Raw genomic sequence first — 25,670 nt, forward strand, 5'->3', positions numbered from 1 at the left:
AGCGTGAAATGTCCAATGTACAAATGCGGCTCACAGACTGACGGAGTACCGATTCTTGGATAAAAAAGCCGCTGCCGGAACGGAATCTCAAAACTGGTACCGAATCCGGCTTACGCGCGACGAGTACGAAAGCGGCGAAGTCTCCGTCATCCGCGGCACGTTCCGCCGCATTTACATCGCCCGGAACGGACCGAGGGGCATGGCGATGTATGGGACCGCATCCGATGACAAATCGGCTTATTTCGTTTATTTCACGCCCGAATCACTGCCCCATGCGCTCGTATTGATAAAGGCGTATTCCGCAGAACCGCACGCCCCGCCGCCCTTACCCAGACTCAGCCTGATTTTTGGAGACGAAGCAAATCGAAGCTGAGGCACCGACTTCGATACCATTGAACTGCAGAAGACGAAAACCCCGGAAACGGCAGTGTGCATAGCGACTTCACCGAAACGGAGGGATCGGTAGAAGAAGGTAGAACGGTCAGAATTCGCACGGCTTTTCCACTCCTTCCAAGCAGACGCCTGCCGTTTCCGGGATAATGCGACGGTTCGAAATTTGCCGCAACGACTTGACGAAATGCCGTCGGGTACGGTCTATTTCCCCTGACTAAATCCAACAAGCCGCCTTCTACGTGCCCCTTCCGACGCAACTGCGGCTCGGAGCTAAGCGTCATGCTTTTCAATTCGGGGCCAAACCGGGGACAAGCTTCTACACGGAGTACAGATTGACGGCGAATAACCCCTGAGACATCGAAAATGACGACAGAAAATGATGAGAAAGAAATGAGCTCCGTTGTACGAGCTTTGATTTGGGATGGGATATGTTCGATCGGCGATTCCGCCACTCCGGACTCAATGGCTGACTACGTGATAAGGAAATTCGATCCGGAAGGCAAGCTCTCTCCGCTTATGGCCCATGCCGCTTGGAACGGGGCGCGGAAACTTGCTGTGGAAGAAATGGCCTGGCAGGAATCGGAAGCCGGAACTGCCGAAGCTCGTAATGGCTTGAGTGCGAGAGCAGCGAGACTATCGCTCGAAACGGCTGTGCTGCGGGCAAGGATGGAAGCGCAACTGGCCACGGATCAATTTTCGGGAGACGCGAACTCAAAAATGTGAATATTTCACAGATTCGCCGGGGTTTTAGGTTTTTAATTGGGGCAGGAGATAGAGGGTCACGGATGGCCCATGGATGCAGGCATCGGATCGTATTTCCGGATTCGCGCCGCTTGCACAGGGAGATCCAATAGCCGGGCGGGATAGACCGTGCCTCATTGCGACATCTTCATCTGCTACGACCGCCTCTCCGCCGCAACTCCGGCATCAGTCCTCTATCGCCGTTTATGCCGTTATTTTCCCCCTGAATGTATCGCCATCGGCTACCGCGACATTCTATCGGAGGGCTTACCTCCCGATCCCTTAGACGAATGTGTCCGGCGAGCGAAAGTGATTCTCTGTTTGATCACCGGCGCCGGGACCGATCCACTCGAAGTCCGCCAATGTCCCGAAACCAATGCGCTACGCGCCGGTCGTCTTGAGCACGAGCCGTCGCTTTGGGAAAACAGGCGGCTTATTCCCATTTTATATCGCGGGGCAGTTCTGCCACCGGAATTCGCCGGGTATGATTCGTTTATCCTAGGCAGCCTGGAAAGCGATCTTCAGATCGACCATTTGGTGCATCTGATCGCCTCAGTGCCGGGATTAGGGCAATTGCAGCCGGAAAGCGTCGCTTCCAAACCGGCGCCGCCGGATGAAAGAACCTTGGCCATGAAACCAATCGAACCGAACCGGAAAAGCGCAACGCATGCGAGCAGCCCGCCGTGTCCGGGGACTGCGATTCACCCGATCGGCATCGGCGAACCCGGTGCACCTAAGTTCATAAACAAAATCACCAATACCGACCGCTTCGACAACATCACTTCACTGCAGCGGGAGGCCGAGTCCCTTTGGCTCAAGGGAGAATTCACCAAAGCCCGCATACTGCAGGAGATGGCACTCGACAGTTGCTGCCGAACGCTGGGAAAAGAAAATCCGAATACTTTGACCGCCATGTCCAATCTGGCCGAGATGTTTTGGGCACTCGGCAATGTTGCCGAGGCGAAGGCGCTTCACCAGCAGGTGTTGGACGTACGGAGATACGTGCTGGGAGATCGCCACCCCGACACCACCGCCGCGGCCTGGAACCTCTTTCTGACTTTGACCCATACTTCCGACCATGCAGCGGCCGGATACGTCATACAGCAATATCTGAATTGGCTACAGGACAGTAGCCCTGACATTCTGTCTCCCGAGCAACGAAGAATCCGCGACATGATCCGTCAGTTTTTCAGCTGAGCTTTACGCCTCGGACAAGTGATCGGCAGAAGCTTGCCGACCGCGCATGCTGGCGAGGGCAAACGTCTGTTCATGGGTAAACAAACGAATCCGCCTTCACCAATTCCCCCGGATGACGCAGCGGCAACATCAGTGTTCGCACCTTTTCGTCGGGCGTATTTTCATCGGTGACGATCGTTAGCTTGGCGACCGTGATCCCGTCGTGCGGGTTCCCCTCCGCACCCGCGTTCCAATCCGACCAGTAGTTCACGTAAACAAGATAGGTCCCGGCCAGAGGCGTAGGGGTGACGAACATCTTGGGACCGTAGCCGCCCCGCGAGAGATCCACGTCTATGGCGCCGCCGTTTTCGAGCACCGGGTTGTTCCAGGAACAATGCGCACCGTCCGGCGTAATGACATGGAGATCCAGTTCCGCGTGGGTATCCCAGGACAGAATAATGCGCATCTTGGGATGAGCGGTCTCTTGATGGACTTCATAGAACTGAGTGCGTACGTGCTTACGGCGATCCGGGCTCCGAATCTCGACGGTATTCGAGCCCGGACTGAAGGTATAAGGTTGAAAAAACTTCCCGTTCTCCACCAAAAGAGGCATCGGGTTGCCGTTCACGATCAATTGAAAAGGTTCATCGCCGTTCGCGTCGATGCGCCCCCGGATCACATTCGAACGGTTTTCCTCATCCTCGGTGTCGGCCGCCGGCGCCATGCCGCCGAAGTAACGGGAGTGGTCGACCCGTTGATCGAAGGAATTCCGCCATCCGTTCAGAGGCGTACCGAGATCGATTCCGGCTTGACTGCCGCTTCGATCGGAACGACCTTCCAGTTCGCTTATGCGGGTTCGATAAACCTGCTTCAGGCAGGCCATATCGGTACACCGTCCCCGCTGACGCAACCAGGCTTTTTGTTCGTCACCGAGTTGCTTGAGACGGGTCTTGTCTTCCGCGAGCCTCTCCGCGGCTTTCCCATAGACCTCGCTCAATCGTTGGTCCTGCCGGGAAAGGTCGGTGTCGGCACAGATCAGCTTTTCCACCGTCGCCCGGGCCTTGGCACAATCGAAGCTTGCGGCCGGAAGCGCCGTTGCGAAAAGGCCGCCGAGCAATACGAGGCCCCCCTTAAGGATGCGCTGATTAAGTCTCCAATTCGGAGAAGCAAGCTGTGCAACGGATTGATCTAACGGGCCCTCACTCAACCCTCTCCCGGAGGGAGAGGGCTTATTCAGAGCGTCCTTAATCAGGGTTATATTCATAACGATCTCCTTCCAGAACCAGCCGCCGGGCCAGTCCCTCGATGAAACCTTCGTCACGGGAAACCGGGTGATTCCTGAAAGCGAGGTGCAGGTATTCATGGGCCAGGCTTGCCCGGTCCTCGTTTTCGTCCACCCGGCGCAGGAAAATGCGATCACGGCGATAGTCGACCCGCGGGCCGCCGCGTCGGGCGAGGCAGATCGCGAAGCGTTCCGGCCTCTCGTAACCCTCGAAGGCCAAAAGGCGTCGGTGCCAACGCTCGGCCTGGCGTTCCAGCCAGGCTTCCCACTTTGCGTCCCGGCGGCAGGCCCCGCCCTCCTCGGCATTCGCCGGGCGGATGACGAGCAGCGCCAATGTGCCGATCATGGCGAGTCGCCCCCAAATCGTTTTGGTCCTTCGCATCGGATCTAACGCACCGCTACGGAACGCGAGGCGCTGCCCGCCTCATAGGCCTGATCGTCCGGCCGATACATGCGGAAATAGCGGGCCGGCGGCAGGCTGAAGCCGCCCCTTTGACCGAAACGCACCAGGTGGCGAAACACTTCGGATCCCTGGAGCTGATCGACCGGGATGGAATACCCGCGTTCGCCCCCCGCCCGACGGGATTCCGGCATCTCCACAGTCTCGGCTTCGCCAGGCAGTCCCTCGATGAACAGGCCCCAGGTGGTGGGCTCGACATCGGCGCCGGGCGGCAGGGGCACGTCGACAACGCCGAACCGGAAAGGGCTCTGGACTGTGGAAGCAAGCCGCACCTCGTCCAGATAGAGCTGTCCGACTTCTACCTTCCAGGGTTCGTCCACGGGTACGGCACGGAACACGGTACCCTCCTCTCCTCCTTCTTCTCCTTCCGAATCGCTCTTCGCGCGTTCCTCCGCTGGCACCGGCTCCACTCGGTAAAGTTTGCGTTCGATCCGCACCGGCAGCCGGGACTCGCCTATCGTGTAGCGGTCGTAGCTGATCCGCAGGGACACGGGGACGAGCGGCTCTTCTTTCAGCTGGATTACCGGCGGTCCGGCGCCTTCATCCCGGTGCCAGACGGAAGCTCCCGCCTCGCCGTCCCGCTTTTGCCAACCGGGACCCGGATCGAATTCGCCGACCGCGGGCTCCCAGGCATCCAGCGCCCGGTCGACCATAGCCAGCGTCAGAGCGCGGTCGATCGTTGCCATTTCGGGGCCTACCGAAGCGAGGATTTGCTCGGCGATCAGCGCGTCCATCCCGGCGTCCGGTTGCGTCTTGGTCGCCAACAGCACCGCCTGGGCCAGCGGATGCTCCAGGTCCGCGAGCCGCTCGCGGGCGGACCGGGCCAGTTGTTCCAGAGCAATCAGCCAAGCCGTCGCCTCGGCCTGGGGCTTGGCCGTTTGCAACTCGGCTCTTGCCAGAGCGCTCAAAAGGAGCAGGGCCATGTCCTCGCTTTCCCGGCTCTTCGCTTCCTCCATGAACCGGCTGACACTGGGGATCAATCGGGCTTCGGCCACCGGCGCGGCGGCTTGTATCGCCTCTTCGATGGCGCCGCCCAGCAAGGTTCTGACCGGAAGCCCCATTTCCCTGGACATCCAAAGGATCACCGCCTTGTGTAGCAGGGGCTGGTCCACCGCAGCGTACTTGTAGACATCCAGCAGCGTTGCCCAGTGACTGCCCGGCGCCTCGATGCCCAAGGCGGCCAAGGCATTCCAGTCGGTGTAATAAGCATAGGCGGTGAGGAATGGATCGGCCCGGGTCAAATCGCCCCACCAGCCGAACGCCGCCTCCGGTCCGGCCATCCGCGCGAGGCGGAGGCGGTGATGGGCAATACGGTTATGCAGCCGGTCCAGCACCTTACCGCTGGTGTCCAACGGTTTCAGGTGACGATAGATCAGCGTCAACGGCAATAACCGGCTCGCCGTCTGCTCCACGCAGCCGTAAGGATACTCGATCAGGCTGTCGGCAATGCTCAGGAAACTGTCGGCGGCCCGGCCGGACAGGCTGAGACGGATATTTTTCGCATCCGCCGGAAGCGATACCGGCGTTTCGGCCTGCATCAGCTTGAGCGGCATCGATTCAGCGGTGAGCCAGCCCTGCGGCTCGACCGACAGCACCGTCTCCAGGTGATCGACGCTATTGCCGTCGACTTCCAGCTTGGTCACGACGACGCCGTCCTGCGCGGTCTTGAGCGGCAGTTCCAGGTAGTTGGCGCCCGGATGCAGGTCGATTTCCCGTTCCAGCACCAGTCCGGGGCCGGTGGCACTGACCTTGCCGGTCCGGGTCTCCGTGCCCTGATTGAAGCCGAGCAGGGTCACCACCGGCTGATCGCCCTGCCTGAACCGGGTGGGACCGCTCCACTTAAGATAGTAATCCTTGCCGGACAACACATAGGCGCCACCCTGCCCCACGCGGCCGTCGGCACTCATGGCCCGGCCGGTGATGCGCCAGCGGGAGAGGGATTGCGGCATGACGAAGCTGAAATGGGCCTTGCCGTCCGGCCCGGTTTCGAGATTCGGAAGCCACAGGGCAGTGTCGATGTTTTCGCGGCGCGGCCGCTCCAGCATCTTCAAGGCCCGATTGCTGTAGGACGCCTGCAACGGCTCGTCGCGCACCGCCGGGATGGCCTTGTCGTAGGTGTGAAAGTTGAGACTGGAGGCCGTGCGGACCTGGTTGCGCCGGATATGGTAGAAGAAGTCGCCGATATCGGGCGCGATTTCGGGCTGGAGAACATACACCATCTCGTCCACCACGCCTACCGTCAGCCGTGCCGGCAGAGGTTCTCCTTCCAGCGTGGTGGAAACCTCCACCTCGACCGTTTCCCCGGGCGCGTAACGCGGCTTGTCGGACTGAAAAGCCACCCGGATGCGCGGCACCTTGACCGTGATGCCCTTGTTCTGGAACACGTAATCGCCGTTTCGGACATAAACGACCGAGAACGTCATATTGGGACTGTAGCGCTCCTCTACCGGGATTTCCGCGCTCCACTGCAGTTCGCTCTGCCGGGTCAGGCGAATCCAGTTCCCCCCTCCACTCAGGAGACCATGATGCGCCACCCGGTCCCGCTCCAGCGTGACCAGGGCGTTTTCCACCGGCACCGGGAAGCTGATGGACGCCTTGGCGGTCTCGCCGGGCCGGTACTCCGGCTTGTCCAGCACGATTTGGATGCCGCCAGGCGAGCTTTGCAGCTCCGGTCCCGCGACCCAATGGTTGACGCTGCCGAGAATGTTCCCGTCGCCGGCCTTGACCGACACGGTATAGGAACCGGAGCGCTCGAACCGGACCGCAAAACCCTCTTTATCGAGCGTACCCGACATGCGGGTCTGATCCTCCAAGCGCACGGCTTCCCATTGGGTCGCCTCGCCCGGCGCGGTGTTGAGCGCTCTCAGGGTGAAATTCGCGCTGTCGCCGATGCGCGTCAGCTGACTATCGGTGACCAAAGCGTAAGCCTTGGTTCCCGGCTGGATCAGGATCTCCTTCATGGCCGTGACCCGATAGGCGGCCTGATCGAAGCCCCGTACGCTCAACACGTAACGGCTGGGCTCTTTCGCAGCGGGCAATTCGAACTCGGCGCGGCCGTCCGATCCAACCGTCAGTTCGCTTTGCAGCAGTTTTTGCGGAAACAGCCCCTGCGCCTTGATGGGATACCAGTTCTGGTACGGATAATAGATTTCGTCACCGACCATGGTCAGGGCCCGGGCGCGCAAGCTCAGCTCCACCTTGGCGTCCCTGACCGGTTTGCCGTTGGGATAAACCAGGCGCAGGCTGCCCTTGACCGGCTGGCCGGTTTTGAACTCGGCTTGAGCCAGGGCAATATCGATCTCGAAGTGGGGCTTGGCGTACTGGCCCACTCGGAACGATCCGGTATAGACGGACCCTCGGTAACCCATGTGCAAGGTGTAACCGCCGGCGATGGCCGCCTTGGGCAATTCGAACGCCGTGTCTCCGCCCGCTTCGGCCCGGACGGGGAAGGTCTTGGCGGTGACCGGCGTGCCGCTCGGGTCCAGCACGGTCAGCCGGACGTCGCCCGCCGCGAGCGGCGTGGACTTTCGGGCGTTCTCGAATACTCGGCCCATGAGCTTGACCTGCACCGTATCTCCCGGGTGATAGAGGGGACGATCGGTGAAGGCGTACAGCTTGGTGGCGTAAATCTCGCTGTCGTAGTAGAAGTTCTCGGAGACGAACACGCCGCCCTCCGCGTCCATGCCCAGCACGTAGCTCCGCTCCGGGCTCTTTCGCTCCATCAGGAGCAGGCCTTCGGCATCCGTCGATCCGCTCTGCAAAATCCCGACGCCGTCGCTGAGCAACAGTTTTGCATCCGGCATCGGCGTGCCGGTGGTCCGGTGGGCGGTCCAGACCAGGAGTTGATCGCCGGAGGTCTTGGTCACCGCCACCGTATCGGAGACGAACACCACGGTGGTCGCCCGATGCGCGCCGATATAGGCTTCCACCAGATACAATCCCGGTTTCAGCTTGCCCACGGGAATGCGCACGTTGCCCGGGCGCGGCCGTATGAATTCGCTGCTGCTGCCGCTCATCTTGGTGTCCTGGGGCGGAGCGATGGGGGTAGCGTCCCAGATCGGGTAACGAAACGCGGCAACCTGCTCGAAGCCTTCGAGACGCTTAAACTGCGGCGGATGCCGGAAGCGCGTGCGGTAGCTATGCGGCGGGGTCTGTTTCAGTTCCGGCGCTGCCTCGACAACCTTGGTCCGCGCCTCGGCCGAAAAGATGCGCTGCCAGGCCAGGCGGGATTTCTTGTACCAGGTGTCCCACACGTAGTTCACGGCATTGGCGAGGCCTTCCTCGCGCGGTACGCCTTCGACCTGAATGCGATGGAGGTTCTTCTGCCGTTTCAGGAATTCCAGCGCGTCCGGGATGCGATAAACGACGATGTCGGCACCCGCATAAGCGAGCAGCGGATCGTCGTTCGCCTCGTCTGGCGCTGCCTCGTTCGTCTCGGCCTCGGCGGACGCCTGCCCGCCCTCCGGCGCCGTTTCGGATTCCTCGCTTGCCGCTTGTTCCGGCCATTCGCGCTGCGGAGCTTCGAGCCGAACGGTGGCCTGCTGGTCGGAACCGAATCCCGATTCCGCCAGCAGGAAAAAGGTCTCACCCAGCGTGGGCCGATAACCGCTGGGTCCTATGTCGTCCGCAACCGCCGCCAGCGTCAGCGCGACAAGAAAGAAAAATGAAAGACACCGATAAAATTGGGATTGTCGATTCGGGGCTGCCACCTAGCATCCTTCCAATGCATGAGTTGATCGAAACCGACGGCGCGCAGGCCGTTGTCCTGTCGCGTCGACGTGCCGCGGTGATAAGCGATGTAATCCCCCATGAAAATCATGAGGTGCTGATCCTCGCCTTGGTCGAAAAACAATAGATCGCCGGGCCTCGCCTGATTGAGGTCCTTGGCGACGAAACGGCTGTTGTCCTGGATCAGTCCGATCGCGGAGGCGTAAGCGGAGGTTCCGCCGTCGAAGCTCTTCCAGCGGTTGCGGAGCGCCGCCTGCTCCGGCGTGAGATTCAATTCCGGCGGCAGATAACGGTTGGAAAAGCCGTTGGCCTTCAGCCATTTGCCGTCATGCGTTCGGAGCGCTTCGTTCACGGCGAACCGCACGAGGCCCGCGCAATCCTGGTGAACCCAGCGGGGCGATGGCCCCTGGCGAAGCTGCTCGCCGACGATGCGTACGAACCAGGCGCGGAAGTCGGCCGACTGCTGTTCGTCCAGAGGGGGATTGGCGCCGGCCGCTCCCCAGCAGGCCCACAACAATATGATCAGCGCGCGGCGAGCGGCTGCCATGCCAGCTGTTCCCATCCGGTCGACGCCCTGGGTGTCGCTAGACCATAGGCCGGCCAGGTCTTGAACCGATCCAGCACCGGCAAGAGTCGAGCCGATACGTTTTGCCGAAACACCACTTCCCGGGCTTCCGGCAAACTGTCCAGGACCGCTGCTCGCACCAGCTCGCCGAGCTGCTCGGGAAAGGCCACCAGGGCGAGATCCGAGTCCTCCGGCAGGGAATCGGCCAAGGCCGGATAGCGTTTTTCCAGGGTGGCGATGGCATCGTCCACCCGTTTCCCGTCGGGCGAGAACAGAAGCATGTCTTTCCAGCGCGCAAGGCTCACGTCGAAATAGCGCGCCGAGCGCATCTTCTCGGCATCGGCACTTTCCGAGCCGGACCGGCTGCCATAAGGCGAGCTGACCGCGCGCCGCCACACGGTTCCGCCGGACTCCCGGCGCTCCTGCACGGCGAACGGCGGGTAATAGGTCTTCGGGGGCGGCGGATCGGCGTTTTCGGGAGGCTGACGACCCGCTTCGTGGGTTCCGATATGTTTCTCGAACAGCGTCTTGAGCGTGTCGTCGGACACGTCCCCATTTGTTTTCACCAGCACCAGGGGTTCGTAAAGTTCGGCCTCTCGGTACCAGCACACCGCTGCCGGGGGCGCCAGGACGGAGGCCAGATTCTCCGCTTCGTTCTCCGCCACGAAACGATTCAGCAGCCCCTTCACCCGCGCGGGTTCCAGGGGCAAGGCGACACACAGCGCCGGCCCCACGGGGGCCGCCTGCCACAAGTCGCGCGCCGGGGGCATCGCATCGTCCAGAAGCGCCGAGGCATGCCAGCGCTCCCCGGTGAAATCGAACCTCAAGGCGGCAAAGGCGGGAAAGAAGCGCTGATAGCCGAAGGAGAGATAATGGGCGGAGACGGCCAAGGTATGAGCGCTCGCCGGATCCTCGGCCTTCAGGCCGAACCCGGAAGCGGCAAGCCAGACGCCGGGATCGTTCGACGCCAGAAACTCCCGCACCTGTTTCTGCCGTGTCCCGGCCTTGGGGAGCAAGATTTCGGCATCGGAGAATACCAGCAGCTTGTCCGCGTGGCTCACGAAAAACAGACGGCGCCGATGACCGTAGCGAAATTCGTAAACCGGGAGACTCTCTTCGGCCAGAGCGATGGCTCCGGCCGGCTTGAGCTGGCGATCGTTCAAAACGACCTTGGCGGCGAGTTCCAATGCGCCGATCAGCCCGCTGCGGTCCAGGATCAGGAGATGGTGGCCAAGCTTCCCGTCCCGGCTCTTCCACATCGCGATCCGTGCCGGCGAGTTGAAGACATAAGCCAGGATTTCATCCCCGATACTCAGATCATGCTCGAACGCGATGCGCCGGAGCGTCCCGGAAAAACTGAGGCGCTCCTCGTTTTCCTCGTAATGGAAAAAGAAATCCTCGGTGAGGACGTCCTGAAACACGGGAAGCGTACGGATGTCCCGTGGCAATTCGCTGAGACTCCGGGTTACCAGCAAAGCATCGGGTCTGGACAGATCGATATCGGCCAGGTGTGATCTCTGCGGCGGCACATGGCTAGCGGTCCAGCGGAAATCGAAACCGTTCAGCCGGAAAAACACCCACGCGCCAGCGGCCAGCAGAACGGCCATGCCGACTCCGAGGATGAGGAATTTCTTCTTCATGACTGCTCCCTGAGGCGTCGTGCCTCGCGAACTCTTCGTCTTGTTATTCTGGTTCTTGTTGTTCTTGTGCCGCCTGCAGGTGCCGGTAGGAAAAACAAGAAATCCGATGCTGCCGGCGTCGGCCCGCTATCGCGCGTTCATTTCGAGAAGGTGACATGCCAAGCGCGGATCCCCGATCACGCCGATCCAACTGTTCGCCATCCGGGGCTTCCGAAGTTCGGGAAGGCAGGCTCTTTCCTGCTCCCGGAGGAAAAAGCCGCGGCACCGAGACCCCGGGAACGAGGTGATCCGTCCGGTATGCGGCGGTCTCGGCCATCCGTCGGCTGCTGCAGAAACCGTGTACTCGCATCAAACAGCGCCCTGCTGCTGCAACTGCCAGGCCGCCCGCGATCGTAGCGGATGCTTTGCTGACACGCAAGGCCGGCTCAACCGGAAAACGTTCGCATCGGGGGGACACCCTACGGGTACTCGAGGTCGGCAATCCCTTGCCGACGGCATGACCCGGCTAAGCGTCTGCGTCGGCAAAGGGTTGCCGACCTACTTCCGGGCACCCTGTCGGTCGGCATTCCATCCGCGACATGACGCCGCTCCCCCGTAGGTTGCATCCTGATTGCCAAGACGGGATCGACGCCCTGGGCGACAGCGCCGACGGCTTCCGCCAAGCCGTTTTTGCCATATGAGCGAGATTACTGTGCGTAAAGTAAAGTCCTATTCGAATCGCCGCGCTCGCCGCAAAGAGGACGCCCGTCGGCTTGATCAGCCAAGACTTACAAAAAAATCAGCGCAAGCCTACATTGGCTTTTGCCTCAGTTGACGGAAGATACGCATGTTTGCGGCTGTGCCGCATTCAAAACGGATCGAGTCAGGGAGGGCGCGTCTGGTCCGACACGGGAAGTCCCCGCTCAAGGCGCAGAAATCACCGGTTGGTCTTAATCGCTCGCACGAACGAAAACGCCGCCGGCATCCGCTCCTCTTCCTGCCGAATTCGAATAGCGAGTTCCTTGTTTCCAACCCCATCTCCGCGATGAACGGGCGTTCTCCGGACAGCGGCGGCTGCCTATCCGTTCGCCGAAAGCCCGGTCTCGGCGGGACGCGGCCGGAGCAAGGACGGCTTTTCCGACCAACACAAGGAGGACGAACGATGCCATCGCGTGCACTCACCTTAGGAATTTTAGGTTTAATATTTGTCGGCGATGTCCAGGCCGGCAACGGATATCCACAGGGAAACCGGCCCGTTTATCTGAGCCAGAATTGGGACGGCGAGGAACGGAACCGGTTTTATTTCACGCCTCAGGGCTCGTATATGATTCCGTACGCCTGGTTCCTGGCGCTCGAGCAGGCCAATCGGACGCAACCGTTCAACAGCCCCAAGCACATCGAAAGACTGGGCTTCCTGGTCGACGACGGCGCCTATGGTGCGGCCAACCCGGACGGACTGCCCATCGGTTTCGCCAAGGAGCCGGTCGAAGGCGGGGAGGATTGGCTGGGTCTCACCTGCGCCGCCTGCCATACCGGCGAGATCAGCTATCGAGGCCAGCGCATCCGCATCGACGGCGCGCCCACCCTGGGCGATTTCACTGCTCTCACCACAAGCCTGATCGAGGCCTTGCAGGCGACTCTGGAAAAGCCGGGAAAGTTCGAGCGCTTCGCCAAGGCGGTCTTGAACAAGCCGGGCAAGGCCGAGAAAGCGGCATTGCGAGCACGGGTTGCCGAATATTTGGACTGGATTTCCGGATTCGCCGCCCGCAGCACCCCGCCCCATCCTTATGGTTACGGCCGTGTGGACGCCTTCGGCATCATCATGAACGAAGTGTTCGCCCGCGATCTGCAACAGCCGGAAAACCGCAGGGTGCCGAACGCTCCGGTCAGCTATCCCTTCCTCTGGACTTCCCCGTACATGGATTGGGTGCAATGGAACGGCTCCGCCAACAACCCTTTCGGACGCAACGTGGGCGAAGTTCTCGGCACCTTCGGCCATGTCACGCTGACCGGACCGGCGGCCGAGCTCGGAAAAAGTTCGGCCCGCCCGAGAGAGTTGTTCGAGCTGGAACGCCTGGTCGGTACTCTGACCCCACCCGAATGGCCGGAATCTCTGCTGGGACTTATCGATCGCGAGAAGGCGGCACGCGGCCGCGTTCTGTACACCACGCCCCTGGACGGCAAACCGAGCTGCGAAGCCTGTCACGCTCTCCCGGATGCGAACGGCCGCTATCCGATGACGCCGCCGGAGGAAAATCTTTTCGGCGCCAGTTTCATCCGGACCCATATGACAGGCCTGAGCGAGATCGGCACCGATCCTCAAATGGCGTCCAACTTTGCCACCCGCACGGTATACACCGGCGAGCTGGCACCGCTGCTGCCGGCACCGTACACCGGCTATTCCGAATTGCCGGCGCCGACTCTGCTGTCGATAGCGGTGGGCATGGCTGTGACCAAGGCCATCGAACAAGCCCAGCCGCCGTTCAGCGACGCCGAGTTCTCAGAGCTGATGGGCTACCGCCTCAAGGCTGCCGGCGAGCCGCCCTACGCACCGAAAAATCTCCTGGCCTACCGCGCCCGCCCGCTGGACGGTATCTGGGCTACCGCACCTTATCTGCACAACGGCTCGGTCGCGAACCTGTACCAACTGCTGTTGCCCGCTGCGAAACGCCGAAAGGTGTTCTATGTCGGTAGCCATGCGTTCGACCCGAAAGCGGTGGGATTCGTGTCGAAACCGGGACCACGGGCGTTCAGGCTCGACACCCGCCTGCCCGGCAATCTCAATTCGGGGCACGATTACGGGACCCGCCTTAACGACAGAGAACGCTGGGACCTGGTCGAATTCCTGAAGACGCTATAGGCCTCACGGCACGCCGCCCCTCGTCCGGAGCGGCGTGCAGCCTGTCCCTCGACGGCACTCCGGACCGATTCCGAACGCAAAGCCCGACATCGAAATGAATGCCTCGTTGAAAGCGTTTTGGAATTACGGCTCGCCCTGCGCGTGTTGCCGAAAAAACCGGACCATCTCTTCCGAGGCATCGGGCCCCCGCGGTTCGGTGTACCAAACCTCGGGATTTCCTCCCGACCAGCCGTGGCCCGCCCCATGGACCATCCATTGCTCAAGGAGCGCCTGGCCGCTCGCGTCGTGATAAGCGGCACGCGTGTAAGCGTATCCCATGGGCACCCGGCTCCGATTCGTGGTCAGTTGCAGCGGTCTCGGCTCACCCGAATGTACCGCGGCCCATTGCGCCAGCACTTGATCCCCGTTACCGGGATGAACCGTAGTATCCCGGTCCCCGTGGAACACGATGGCGGGAACCGCCCTTGGCATATTCAGCACGGGCGGGATAACGCTTTCCCGCTGGAACAGACCGGCACCTGGCCCTTGCTGCATGGCAGCGAAGGCCGAGGCGAGATCATGGGCAACGCCGTAGGGCAATCCGGAATGGACACCGATGGCGGCAAAGAGATCGGGGTAGTTCACGCCCATGACCATGGCCATCGCTGCCCCGGCCGAATGCCCCGCCACATAGACACGCGCGGCGTCGATCCCGTGCATACTCAGAATTTCGCGGGTCATGCCGGCAATGATGGACGGTTCGCCCCGTCCCCGTACCTGGTCCTCCCCCTTGTACCAGTGCCAGCATCGCGACGGATTGGCTTGTGCCGCCTGCTCCGGGTACAGGACGAAGAATTTCTCTCGCTCCGCCGGGACATTCATGCGGGTAGCCGCCGCGAAGCCGTCAGAGTCCTGGCCGCATCCGTGAAGCATGACGACCAGCGGTAAGGCCTGGGCGTGCTTCCCGCCGGGAATGTACAGTCTATAGGCGCGGGTTCCGCCCTCATTGGTGAAGGAACCCGGCAAAAACTGCCCTTCTCTTCGGGGTTCGGAACGGACTCGGTGCGGCTTGGTCGTCATGGGTACGAATCGGATCTTGATGGAACGAAATTCGGGGTACAGAGCGAGATTACCCTATATTAGGACCGTAACACCACTCCGGCATTTCTGGCCGATGCCGGCCCGGATGCGGCCGAAACTGATCGGAATCAGTTGAGTGCCGAAACGAAGAGCACGATCCCGATCGCGCGTATCGGCTTCCGTCCTTACCGATTCGAAGAAGCCAAGTTTCGTAGCTCGGACGCCATATCGCTGCTCAACCGATCGAGGCAGAGGTTGAGCGCTGCCACGATACCGGGGTAGCCGGATATCGCGGCCGGCTCACGGTAAGACTTTTGTCGATCCACAAGCAGGTCCCCGCCTCGCGCTATCCGCCATTGTGCCGTCAAGCCGGCCTGCCTTTTCGGGTCGGCATGAAATTCCAGGATCTCGACGGATACCCGGAAATTTGTCCGGCCGTCCGAAGTCGGCGGGTTGGAAAACCTCACCTCTGCCGGCACCAAAATCCCGAAGTTCCGGGCCAACACGCGGCCGATGTTGTGATCCAGCGACTCCGCCCAGCGATGGAATTCGCTCAGCTCGTAGGCATTTCTGGCAGTCGAGGTCACGATCTGCGGCCGGTCCACGTAGTGGGGAATACGAACCGGTTTCAGGTAAACGACGGGGTTTTGGCCGACTCCGGCCGAAGCCTGGTATTCGATAGAACTGATAGGCTCCAGCAGATAAAACTTCGGCGGAGGCGTTTTCCCGCCAATGCAGGCCGTGAGGGACAGGATCAAGACCGATAGCAGGGGAAGCAAAACGAGCCGGTTCGTTGCCATGATGAATTTCCTTAGTGTCCCTTTCCGGTAAGCACCGCTTCCGGATGGCGTTCCAGATAGTCGGTCAGATTTCTGATGGAGCGTGCGGCCTCTTTGAGCGCATCGAGGGTTTCGTACAATGCCGATTCAGACCCGATGGCACCGTCCAATTTCGCCATCGAATCTCTCGCTCCGTCCAGAGCGGCGGTGGCGGCGATCAATGCCTTGTCCGCGTTGGCGACAATGGGCCTGACATCCCCGATGAGCGTGTTGGCGTTGGCAACGGTTCGGTTCATATTGGCCAGCAACGGCGCCAGATTTCCGTTGAGCGTCTTTACCGCCTTTTCCGTTTCCTCCAGGGTATGGGCCAAGGCAGCCGTCGATCTCCTGGCGTCTTGGGAGGTCAGAAAGTTCTTGATTTCCTGCAGGCTAATCGATAAATCCCGGATCATGTCCTCCAGCGGCAATTCGTTAAATTTCTGTGCCACCTCTGTAAACGCATTGCGTAGTTCGTCCGCGGTCGTCGGAATGGCGGGCACTTCCAGCAATCCCTGATATTCAAGGCCGGTAAACACGGGCGGTTTATCGCGATGCACATCCAAGTCTATGAAAAGCAGTCCCGTCAGCAGACTTTGCATCTCGAGGCGAGCGCGAAAACCCGCAGCCACGAGCCGGTCACGGCTCGCCAGCCGCTCTTTGGAAGACCGTGCCTTGGGAAACGCCACGCCTTCCGGACCCGTTAGATTGCTGCGATCGATCTCGATCACGACCGGCTTGTATATCTTGGTGATCCTTGGATCGAACTGCAGAACGATATCCTTGACTTCGCCGATCTTGACGCCTTGCATTTTCACCGGCGCCCCGATTTCGAGCCCGTTGAGCGAGGAATCGAAGAAGATCACGAAACGGACCGTATCGGTCCGGAAAAACCGTCCGCCGCCGAATATGAAGACCGCCGCCAGCAAAAGCGCCAGGGCGCCGACCGTGAAGCCGCCGATGGCGACAGGGCTAATGGGTCTGCTCATGGAACTAATCCGCTCTTCTAAACCGTAGTCCGTTCACCCCGAGTCAGAAACCGTACGATTTTGGGATCGCCGGATTCGGCCAATAACGCCTGGGGCGATCCGGTCGCCAGCATAGTCTTGCTTTCGGGATCGAGGAAAACCGAGTTGGTGCCGATGGCGAAAATGCTCGCCAGTTCGTGAGTGACGACGACGATGGTTGCTCCAAGGCTATCGCGCAAGCGGACGATCAGATCATCCAATAACTTGCCGCTGACCGGGTCGAGTCCGGCCGACGGCTCGTCGAAGAAAAGAATCTCGGGATCGAGCGCCATGGCGCGCGCGAGACCGGCACGTTTTTGCATACCGCCGCTGAGTTCCGAAGGGTAATAGTCCTCGAACCCCGCGAGCCCCACCAGGGCAAGCTTGTACGACACGATATCGCCGATTTCAGGGGCGCTCAGATCGGTGAACTCGCCCAGCGGCAAGGCGATGTTTTCAGCCAGCGTCAGGGAACTGAACAAGGCGCCGCTCTGATAGAGAACCCCGATGCGCCGCATGGTGCGGACACGTTCCTCGTCGCCGGCCTGCCAGAAATCCTGCCGACCGTAGAACACCCCGCCCTTCGCGGGCCGCTGCAGGCCGATCAAATGCTTGAGCAAAGTGCTCTTGCCGCATCCGCTGCCCCCCATAATGATAAAGATGTCGCCCTGATGGATCGTGAAATTCAGATCGCGCTGAAGCACAAAATCGCCGTAAGCCATGGTCAGGTCCTTTACCGTGATATGAGGTGTACTCATGGTCCAGCCTTATCGCCGCTCAAATGCCGAGCCGATCGCAGATTAACGTAATCAAGGAATCCGCGACCACGATGTAGACGATGCTATTGACCACCGCTGCCGTCGCGGCATCGCCAACGGCGGAAGCGCTGCGTCCGCACTGCATGCCGCGCATGCAGCCGGCCGTTGCGATCAATATCGCGAACACCAGGCTTTTGAACAGGCCGATGCTGAAATCGGTCAGATCCACGGCTCTCCGGGTTTCGTTGTAATACTGGATCAATGACACGTCGAATGCGCTGACCGTGACCAGCGCTCCGCCCAGAATGCCCATCAGGCTGGAATAAAGAAAGAGCAGCGGCATCATCAGAATCAAAGCCAGCATGCGCGGCACAACCAGGAATTCCATCGGCGATAGCCCCATGGTCTTGAGCGCGTCGATCTCGCTGTTGACGTTCATGGTGCCGAGCTGCGCGGCATAAGCGGCTCCGGTACGCCCGGACATGATCACCGCCGTCATCAGCGCGGCCATCTCGCGGACCGTGCCCAGGCCGACCAGATCGGCGATATAGATTTGAGCGCCGAACAGGGCCAGCTGAACGGCACCGACAAACGCCAGAATCAGGCCCACCAGCAGGCTGATCAAAGTCACGATCGGGAAGGCCGAGGGACCTGCGTCCTGTATGCATAAAAACAGGTCGACGGTACGAAAGCGTGCCCTGCTTCGAACCAGTGCCAGGGAAGCCAGCAGGGTCTCGCCGATAAAAGCCAGCAGCCCCTTGGCGTCTTTAAGGCCGCCCTGGACAGCCTTGCCGATTTCGGCCAGCGTGGATTTCTTTTGCGCCGTACGGCGCGCGCCGGCTCGTTCGGGCACTGCACGCGCTAATTCGAGCAGAGCCTGTACCCCCTCGGGTAGCCCCGAGGCATCGACCTCGATACGCCGGTCCGCGCAATAATCGATGATCTTGAGAAGATAAGCCGGCAGCCGGCTATCCCAGCCTGCAAGCTCATGCGCCTGCAGCAGCACACGTTTCAGACTTTTCGGGGCGCCCAGGTCCGCGAGCACCTGCTCGACCGGTTTGATCTCGGCGTCGCAGCTCCAGCGGCCTGTCAGCCGTATAGCCACCGTCGAATCGTCAGTCCGTGCGACATTGACTTGGCCCGATACTGTGCTGGCGGCGTTCATGGCATTCTCCCGTAGGCCGAGTGTTATACCATCGTACCGATGGTTTTTCGAAAGCGGGTCAGCGCCAGAACGAAAAAGACGCTCCCGATGGCGATCAGCGCAAGGAACTGCGGCCAGACGATGCCGAAACCCGCCCCGCGGTAGAGAATGGCCTGGGCGAACGCGACGAAGTGCGTGGTCGGCGCCGCCAGCATGATGGTCTGCACCAGTTCGGGCATGCTTTCGCGCGGAGTGGTGCTGCCCGACAGCATCTGCAAGGGCAGCAGGACGATAATCATCAATAAGCCCATCTGCGGCATCGAGCGCGCCACCGTGCCGAGAAAAATGCCCATGGACGTGGTGGCGAACAAGTGCAGCGCCGTCCCCAGGACGAACAGCGCGATCGAGCCCTCGATCGGTACGTCCAGCGCCCCCTGCACGACCAAGAGGACCGAAGCCGTCGCCACCACGACCACCACCAGCCCCATGGCCCACACCTTGCTCATCATGATTTCGAAGGGTGTCAGCGGCATCACCAGGAGGTGTTCGATGGTGCCGTGCTCACGCTCGCGGATCAGGGCCGCGCCGGTCAGGATGATGGACAGCATGGTGACGCTGTTGATGACCTGCATCACCGCGCCGAACCAGGCGGCGGTCAGGTTCGGATTGAAGCGCATGCGCACTTCGAGTTCGACCGGCAGGGCGGCGACCGTGCGATACCCTTCGACGAAAGCGGCCACCTCGCCGTTGACGATGTTCTGGATGTAACTGTTGCCGATGAAGGCCTGCGACATGCGGGTGGCGTCGACGTTGAGCTGGATTGCCGGTTGACGCCCCGCCAGCACGTCGCGCTGGAAATTGGGCGGAATGTCGAGGACGAAGGTGTAGAGGCCTGCGTCCATGCCCGGATCCATGGCCCGGTAGTCGATGATTGCGGGCGGCAGAAAGTGAGGCGGATAAAAGGCGTTGATGATACGGGTCGACAATTGCGAGCGGTCTTCGTCGACGATCGCGATGGGCGCTTTGTGCAGCGACTCGGGAAGTCCCGTCGCGGCAACGTACACCTGGAACGAGAAGGAATACACGATCAGCACCAGCATCAGGGTGTCGCGTCCAAGCCCGCGCAGTTCCTTGATTCCGAGATGGAAGATGTTGAGCAGGGTGCGCACGGCTAACGTTCCTGTTTTTTCAGCAATGCGATGCTCAAGACCAGGATCACCGGAATGGCCAGGGCAAGCGGCAGCAGCGAGGAACCGAGATCGGCGAAACCCAAGGCCTTGGAAAAGGTGCCGCGGCTGATGGTCAGGAAATGGGTGGTGGGGTAGATCTCGCCGATCAAGCGTGCCCCGCCTTCCAGCGAAGACACGGGGTCGAGCATGCCGGAAAATTGTGAGGCCGGAAGCATGGTGGCGATGGTGGTGGCGAAAATGGCGGCGATCTGGGTGCGGGTGAAAGCCGAGATCAGGAGACCGAGACCGGTGGCCGCCGTCACGTAGAGCAGTGCGGCCACCGTCAGCAGCAGGAAGTCGCCTTTGAGCGGCACACGGAAAACGTAAACGGCCAAGGCGCACAGTAAGAGGAAATTGAGCATGGCCATGGCGATGTACGGCAGTTGCTTGCCGAGCAGAAACTCCAGTTTAGTCACCGGCGTGACGTACAAATTGAGTATGGAGCCAAGCTCCTTTTCGCGCACAACGCTGAGCGCGCCGAGCATGGCCGGGATCAGCATCAGCAGGAGCGGAATCACCGCCGGAACCATCGCCGGTAGACTCCTGACGTCCGGGTTGTAGCGATAGCGCGTTTCTATCGAGATCACCCCGGAAGGCAGGCGGCCGGTATCGCGGCGGCGCGCCTGCTGCATCAGCCAGCCCTGGTGCATGGCCTGTACATAGCCGCGCACGTTCTCGGCGCGCGAGGGCATGGCGCCGTCGATCCAGGTGCCGATTCTGACGTGATTGCCGCGCGCCACGTCGCGGGCGAAATTGGGCGGAATTTCCAGGGCCAGGCTCAGTTCGCCGCTGCGCATGCGCCGGTCGAGTTCGTCGTAATCGGCGATCGGCGGCCGCTCGATGAAATAACGCGAGCCGGCGAGGTCGAGCGTGTAGTTTCGGCTGAGCGTCGTCTGATCGCGATCGAGCACGGCAAAGCGCAGGTCCTCCACGTCCATGCTGATACCGTAGCCCATGATGAACATCAAGAGCACGGTGCCGAACAGCGAAATCGCCCCGCGCAGCGGATCGCGGCGCAATTCCAGCGTTTCGCGCCAGCTATAGCTGAACAACCGCAACGGGCTGAAACGGGCGGCGGCCGCGTGCGCCGGAGCGGCGTTCCGGGGCGCGGGAGGCGGCATACGCGCGGCCGGCGCCTCGTCATCCCCGCTCGCCCGTTTCAGATAATCGATGAAGGCGTCCTCCAGGGTGGCACGCCCGCTGCGCTCGATGAGCGCGGCGGGTGCGTCGCTGGCCAGCACCTTGCCCGTGTGCATCAGCGATATGCGGTCGCAGCGCTCGGCCTCGTTCATGAAGTGGGTTGAAATGAAGATGGTGACCCGGTCGCGGCGTGCGAGATCGATCATCAGCTGCCAAAACATGTCGCGCGCGATCGGATCGACGCCCGAGGTGGGCTCGTCCAGAATCAGGAGGTCCGGCCTATGGATGACCGCCACCGCCAGCGACAGACGTTGGCGCAGCCCCAGGGGCAGCGCGCCGGGCAGTGCATCCATGACCGTCGCGAGCAGGAAGCGTTCCGCCACTTCGGCGACGCGGGCGGGAATTTCGGCATCACGCAGATGGAACAGCTTGGCGTGCAATTCCAGGTTCTGCCGCACGGTCAGTTCGGAATACAGGGAAAACGCCTGCGACATGTAGCCGACGCGCTTGCGGGTTTCCAGATTGCGGGCGTCGACCACCCGGCCGAACAGTCGCGCCTCGCCTTCGCTGGGCGGCAAGAGTCCGGTGAGCATTTTCATCGTGGTCGTCTTTCCGCAGCCATTGGAGCCCAGGAAACCGAAAATCTCTCCGCGCTCGATGCTCAGGTCGACATGATCGACCGCGACGAAATCGCCGAAGCGCATGGTCAGACCATGCGCCTCGATCGCGATTTCCCTTTCGCCGCCGGTTTCGCGCGGCGGAATGACCACGGGCCGGTGGCGCTCGCGCTTTTGCTCCGGCATCAGCCGTATGAACGCCGCCTCCAGCGTTTCCGCGCCGGTGCGGGCGCGGAGCTCGGCCGCATTGCCGGTCGCGAGAACCCTGCCCGCATCCATCGCCACCAGCCAGTCGAAACGTTCCGCCTCCTCCATGTAGGCGGTCGAAACCAGGATGCTCATGCCGGCGTGGCGTGCGCGCAGCCGATCGATCAATTCCCAGAACTGCGCCCTCGACAGCGGATCGACCCCGGTGGTCGGCTCGTCCAGCACCAGAAGGTCGGGATCGTGGATCAGCGCGCAACAAAGCCCCAACTTCTGCTTCATGCCGCCCGAAAGCTTTCCCGCGGCGCGATCTCGGAACGGCGCGAGACCGGTGCTTTCCAGCAACTCGGCAATGCGCCGCCGACGCTCCGCCTCCTCTTGCCCGAACAGGCGGCCGAAGAAATCGACGTTCTCGAACACCGACAGGGTCTGATAAAGATTCTTGCCCAATCCTTGCGGCATATAGGCGATGCGCGGATACAGCGCGCGCCGATGTTCGTTATCCGCGATATCGCCGCCGAGCACTTCGATACGGCCCTGCTGCATCGCCCGCGCGCCGGTTAGCAGCGACAGCAGGCTGGATTTGCCCACGCCGTCCGGGCCGATCAGACCGACCATCCGATTGCCGGGAATCGCCAGGCTCAGATCGTCGAGGGCGAGCCGACCGCCGTAGCGCAGGCTGACGTGCTGGATGCGGACGACGGGCGCGCCGACGGCGGCGGTGTTCATGGCGACACTTTGACCTCGAGCTCGGGGGGCCATTCGGCATCCGGGTCGATCTTGACGTAAGCCACGCCGGGCAAACCGGTCTTGACCTGTTCCAGATGCCGCTTCAAGAGTTCCGGATCGATATGCGCGCGCACCCGAAACATCAGCTTCAAGCGTTCGCTCTCGGTCTCCACCGTTTTCGGGGTGAACTGGGCGACGCTGGAGACGAAACTGGCTCTGGCCGGAATCACATAGTTCGGCGCGGCGTCGAGCAACAGGCGGACCTCGCTGCCGATGGCCACCCGGCCGGCGGCCTCGGTCGGCAGGAAGAAAGTCATATAGACATCGGAAAGATCCACCATATTGAGCACGCGCCCGCCGGCGCTCAGGACTTCGCCGGGCTCCGCGACCCGGTACTGTACCCGGCCGTCGCGCGGCGCCCTCAGCTCGGCGTCGTCGATGTCGGCCTGCAGGCGCGCGACCGTCGCCTCGGCCGCCGCGATCACCGACTGCGCCTCCACCACCTGCGATTTCGCCGCCTCGATCGCGGCGCGGGCCGCCGCGACCTGCGCCCGCGCCGCACTGACCGCCGCCCTGGCGCTCAGCATCTGGGCGCGTTCGTCGTCGAGCTGCTGGCGTGAGGCGGCGCCCTCCCCGACCAGGGCCAGCGAGCGCCGCAGACGCTTCTCGGCGGCGTCGAGTTCCGCACGGCGCTGGGCGACGACCGCTTCCGCGGCGGACAGTTCGTTGCTGCGCTGAACCACCATGGATTGCGCCGTCAGGTAAGCGTTCTCGGCCTGGCGAACCTGGGCCCGCGCTTCGGCCAATTGGGCGCGCAGTACGTCGGTGTCCATCCGCGCGAGCAGCTCGCCGGTTTCCACGAAATCGCCCTCGCGCTTCAGGATTTCGACAACGCGGCCGGGCGTCTTGGTGGCGATGTCGATTTCGGTGGCTTCGATGCGCCCATTACCGGCCGCGATGCCCCTGGGCAGTCCGGCCGGGCGCAAGCTCCACCATAGCGCGGCGGCGGCGATGGCGACGCCGGCCAGAATTAAACCCCACTTCACCCGTCCGCTCATAGTTTCCCCTTTGCTGTCTCGCGCTGCGCCGGCTGTGCGTTCGCGCCGCCGCCCAGCGCCTTGTACACGGCGATCAGTTCCGTGGACGCTTTCGCCTCGGACCGGGCCAGCTCGATATCGGCAAGATAAAGCGCGCGCTGGGCTTCCAGCACGTCCAGGAAGGAGATGACGCCTTCCTGATAGCGCAGCTGGGACAGCCGGACGGATTCGCGCTGATCCGCCACCGATCGGGCCAGGGTCTGCCGCCGCACCTCTTCCTTGAGGTAGCGGGTCAACGCGGTTTCCGTTTCCCGGAGCGCTTCCAGCACCGCCTTTTCGAAAGCCAGATACGCTTCCCTTTGCTGAGCTTCGGCCAGATCGATGCCGGCGCGGATACGGCCGAAATTGACCAGGGGCTGCAACAGACTGGCGCCCGCGCTGTAGGAGAAAGCGGCCGATTTGAACAAATTTTCGACGTCGGTGTTGCGCAAGCCCAAAAAGGCGGACAGCGATATCCTCGGGAACAGCTCGGCGATCGCGGCGCCCTGCATGGCGGTGGCGGAAGCGAGCCGGCGTTCGGCGGCGCGAAGGTCCGGGCGATGGCGGATGGCCGCCGCAGGCGAGGCCAGGATCGCCCGGCCCGGCGCCATGGGCACGGCGCGAGGCGCTTCCAGCTCGTATTTCAGCGCGCCGGGGCGCTTGCCCGCCAGGACTTCCAATTGCCGCAAAGCGGCCGTCAGTTCCGCCTCCAGCGCGGGAATCTCGGCTGCCGTGGTCTCGGTCTGGGCCCGCGCCCGCACCACGTCGTGGCGGGTCCCGACCCCTTCCTCGAACAGTCGCTCCGTCAGCTGCAGCGTGTGCCGTTGCGTCTCCAGGTTCCAGTGCGTGATGCGCAACTGGTTATGAAGACTCCGGTATTCGATGTAGGTACGCGCGAGATCGGAGGTCAGCGTCACCAATGCTTGCGCGTACTCTTCCGCCGCCGCCTCCAGATCGGCGGTCGCCGCTTCCAGGCGCCGCCGCTGGCGTCCGAACAGGTCGATTTCCCACAGCGCGTCGAACCCGAGTTCGAACAGATTGTAGCGGATGCCGGGCGCGAGCCCCGGAAACGGATTTTCGGTGCGCTGCGCGCCCGCCGACGCGTCGACGCTCGGGAACAACTCGGCACGGGTGCCCCGGCGTTGAGCCCGCGCCTGGTCGACGCGAGCCAGCGCCAGCTTGAGATCCAGGTTACCCGTCAAGGCCTGGTCCATCAAGCGGTCCAGCTCGGAGTCGCCGAAACTTTTCCACCAGGTCTTCAGAGCCTCGGGGTCGATCGGCGTCAGATCGGCGGCCTTGTCTATTCCGGCCTGCCAGCGAGCCGGGACCACCGGCACCGGCTTCCGGTAATCGGGTCCTACCGCGCATCCGACCAAGCCGGTCACCACGACCAGGCAACCGATCTTAGCCCACATGGCCGTGTCCTCTGAGAAAGAATGAAACCGCGGCCTCGACCAGGCGTTCCTTTTCCGCCTCGGTCAAACCCGGCTGCAAGCCCAGAAGGCAGCGGAAGTGTTGAGCACCCTGCAGCATGCCCAACAGCAAGCGACTCGACGTATCGACATCGGACGTTCGCAAGGCGCCGCGTCGATCCAGTTCGCCGAGATAGACCGAGAGCCGTTTCAGCACGGGCTCCGGCCCCGAGCGGTAGACCAGCGCGCCCAAGTCGGGAAAGTTCTGCTGCTCGGCGATGATCAGACGATACAGGTTCAAGGCCTCTTTCGCGTAGATGAGGTCGACGAAGGCGCGGGCGATGGCCTTCAGGCCCGCAGCCGGATTCGGCTGCTCGGTCTGCACGCGCGAAAGCGTAACCAGCAAGGTCTCGCATTGCTCCGCGATCACGGCGGCGAACAACTCCGGCTTGCTGTGGAAGTGGCTGTAAAGCGTCGGCTTGGACACCGGCGCGGCTTCGGCGATCGCGTCCATGCTGGCCCCTGTGTAGCCGTTCGTGAGAAAGATTCGTTTGGCCGCATCGAGTATGGCCTGCCGTTTGGATGGGGAAACTTTTGTCATGGCATCGTCCGGATGGTGTTCGTTGCTTCCGAGTGGGGTTGGTGATTAGACTAAA

At 61.9% G+C, this 25,670-nt stretch carries 19 protein-coding genes; 4 read left to right on the forward strand and 15 right to left on the reverse strand.

Annotated elements, in window-relative coordinates; translation table 11 throughout:
- Window positions 1–55 precede the first annotated feature (55 nt).
- The 3 genes from sS8_RS07745 (at window position 56) to sS8_RS07755 (ending at window position 2,331) form a co-directional block, all read left to right on the forward strand.
- The gene (locus sS8_RS07745; RefSeq protein WP_119629150.1) at window positions 56–373 is read left to right on the forward strand and encodes a hypothetical protein; all 318 of its coding nucleotides are present in this window, start codon (window positions 56–58) and stop codon (window positions 371–373) included.
- 383 nt (window positions 374–756) lie between these two features.
- Entirely contained in the window at window positions 757–1,116 is a 360-nt protein-coding gene (locus sS8_RS07750; protein ID WP_119629151.1) for a hypothetical protein, read from the forward strand.
- Between the two features lie 327 nt (window positions 1,117–1,443).
- Window positions 1,444–2,331, forward strand: a complete 888-nt coding sequence (locus sS8_RS07755; protein WP_145986447.1) for a tetratricopeptide repeat protein — start codon at window positions 1,444–1,446, stop codon at window positions 2,329–2,331.
- A gap of 70 nt (window positions 2,332–2,401) precedes the next feature.
- Here the strand turns inward: sS8_RS07755 and sS8_RS07760 are convergent, their stop codons facing one another.
- From sS8_RS07760 to sS8_RS07780, 5 genes are read right to left on the reverse strand one after another with little or no spacing between them, the layout of a single operon-like run.
- Window positions 2,402–3,574, reverse strand: a complete 1,173-nt coding sequence (locus sS8_RS07760) for a DUF2135 domain-containing protein (RefSeq protein WP_170160991.1) — start codon at window positions 3,572–3,574, stop codon at window positions 2,402–2,404.
- Window positions 3,555–3,938, reverse strand: a complete 384-nt coding sequence (locus sS8_RS07765; RefSeq protein ID WP_170160992.1) for a DUF2300 domain-containing protein — start codon at window positions 3,936–3,938, stop codon at window positions 3,555–3,557. Before sS8_RS07765 ends, sS8_RS07760 begins: the two co-directional genes overlap by 20 nt.
- 41 nt (window positions 3,939–3,979) lie before the next feature.
- Entirely contained in the window at window positions 3,980–8,761 is a 4,782-nt protein-coding gene (locus tag sS8_RS07770) for an alpha-2-macroglobulin family protein (RefSeq protein ID WP_119629155.1), read from the reverse strand.
- Complete coding sequence (locus sS8_RS07775; protein WP_197716707.1) at window positions 8,695–9,327, reverse strand: DUF1175 domain-containing protein; 633 nt, start codon at window positions 9,325–9,327, stop codon at window positions 8,695–8,697. The genes sS8_RS07770 and sS8_RS07775 overlap by 67 nt, the downstream gene beginning before the upstream one ends.
- On the reverse strand, window positions 9,303–10,985 hold the full coding sequence (locus tag sS8_RS07780; RefSeq protein ID WP_119629157.1) for a DUF2138 domain-containing protein: 1,683 nt from the start codon (window positions 10,983–10,985) through the stop codon (window positions 9,303–9,305). The genes sS8_RS07775 and sS8_RS07780 overlap by 25 nt, the downstream gene beginning before the upstream one ends.
- Before the next feature lie 1,141 nt (window positions 10,986–12,126).
- Between sS8_RS07780 and sS8_RS07795 the strand changes: the two genes are divergently transcribed.
- Window positions 12,127–13,824, forward strand: a complete 1,698-nt coding sequence (locus sS8_RS07795; RefSeq protein WP_119629160.1) for a di-heme-cytochrome C peroxidase — start codon at window positions 12,127–12,129, stop codon at window positions 13,822–13,824.
- Window positions 13,825–13,947: 123 nt separating this feature from the next.
- On the opposite strand, the gene sS8_RS07800 is transcribed toward sS8_RS07795, so the two are convergent.
- The 10 genes from sS8_RS07800 to sS8_RS07845 all read right to left on the reverse strand — a co-directional run bounded on the left by sS8_RS07800 (window position 13,948) and on the right by sS8_RS07845 (window position 25,615).
- Window positions 13,948–14,883 (reverse strand): extracellular catalytic domain type 1 short-chain-length polyhydroxyalkanoate depolymerase, encoded by a 936-nt coding sequence (locus sS8_RS07800; RefSeq protein WP_119629161.1) that lies wholly within the window; start codon window positions 14,881–14,883, stop codon window positions 13,948–13,950.
- Between the two features lie 185 nt (window positions 14,884–15,068).
- Window positions 15,069–15,683, reverse strand: a complete 615-nt coding sequence (locus tag sS8_RS07805; RefSeq protein ID WP_119629162.1) for a PqiC family protein — start codon at window positions 15,681–15,683, stop codon at window positions 15,069–15,071.
- A gap of 11 nt (window positions 15,684–15,694) precedes the next feature.
- Window positions 15,695–16,687 carry an MlaD family protein gene (locus sS8_RS07810; RefSeq protein ID WP_119629163.1) on the reverse strand — a complete coding sequence of 331 codons (993 nt, stop codon included), beginning with the start codon at window positions 16,685–16,687 and terminating at the stop codon, window positions 15,695–15,697.
- Between the two features lie 17 nt (window positions 16,688–16,704).
- Window positions 16,705–17,463 (reverse strand): ABC transporter ATP-binding protein, encoded by a 759-nt coding sequence (locus sS8_RS07815; RefSeq protein WP_119629164.1) that lies wholly within the window; start codon window positions 17,461–17,463, stop codon window positions 16,705–16,707.
- Window positions 17,464–17,482: 19 nt separating this feature from the next.
- Window positions 17,483–18,628: an MlaE family ABC transporter permease gene (locus tag sS8_RS07820; RefSeq protein WP_119629165.1), complete on the reverse strand. Its 1,146-nt coding sequence runs from the start codon at window positions 18,626–18,628 to the stop codon at window positions 17,483–17,485.
- Between the two features lie 23 nt (window positions 18,629–18,651).
- Window positions 18,652–19,776: an ABC transporter permease gene (locus tag sS8_RS07825; RefSeq protein WP_119629166.1), complete on the reverse strand. Its 1,125-nt coding sequence runs from the start codon at window positions 19,774–19,776 to the stop codon at window positions 18,652–18,654.
- A gap of 2 nt (window positions 19,777–19,778) precedes the next feature.
- Window positions 19,779–22,526 carry a ribosome-associated ATPase/putative transporter RbbA gene (gene rbbA, locus sS8_RS07830; protein ID WP_119629167.1) on the reverse strand — a complete coding sequence of 916 codons (2,748 nt, stop codon included), beginning with the start codon at window positions 22,524–22,526 and terminating at the stop codon, window positions 19,779–19,781.
- The gene (locus sS8_RS07835) at window positions 22,523–23,584 is read right to left on the reverse strand and encodes an HlyD family secretion protein (RefSeq protein ID WP_119629168.1); all 1,062 of its coding nucleotides are present in this window, start codon (window positions 23,582–23,584) and stop codon (window positions 22,523–22,525) included. The genes rbbA and sS8_RS07835 overlap by 4 nt, the downstream gene beginning before the upstream one ends.
- Window positions 23,581–25,017: an efflux transporter outer membrane subunit gene (locus sS8_RS07840; protein ID WP_119629169.1), complete on the reverse strand. Its 1,437-nt coding sequence runs from the start codon at window positions 25,015–25,017 to the stop codon at window positions 23,581–23,583. The genes sS8_RS07835 and sS8_RS07840 overlap by 4 nt, the downstream gene beginning before the upstream one ends.
- Window positions 25,007–25,615: a TetR/AcrR family transcriptional regulator gene (locus sS8_RS07845; RefSeq protein ID WP_119629170.1), complete on the reverse strand. Its 609-nt coding sequence runs from the start codon at window positions 25,613–25,615 to the stop codon at window positions 25,007–25,009. The genes sS8_RS07840 and sS8_RS07845 overlap by 11 nt, the downstream gene beginning before the upstream one ends.
- Window positions 25,616–25,670: the final 55 nt, after the last annotated feature.

Origin of the sequence: Methylocaldum marinum (assembly GCF_003584645.1) — a bacterium.
GTDB classification, from domain to species: domain Bacteria; phylum Pseudomonadota; class Gammaproteobacteria; order Methylococcales; family Methylococcaceae; genus Methylocaldum; species Methylocaldum marinum.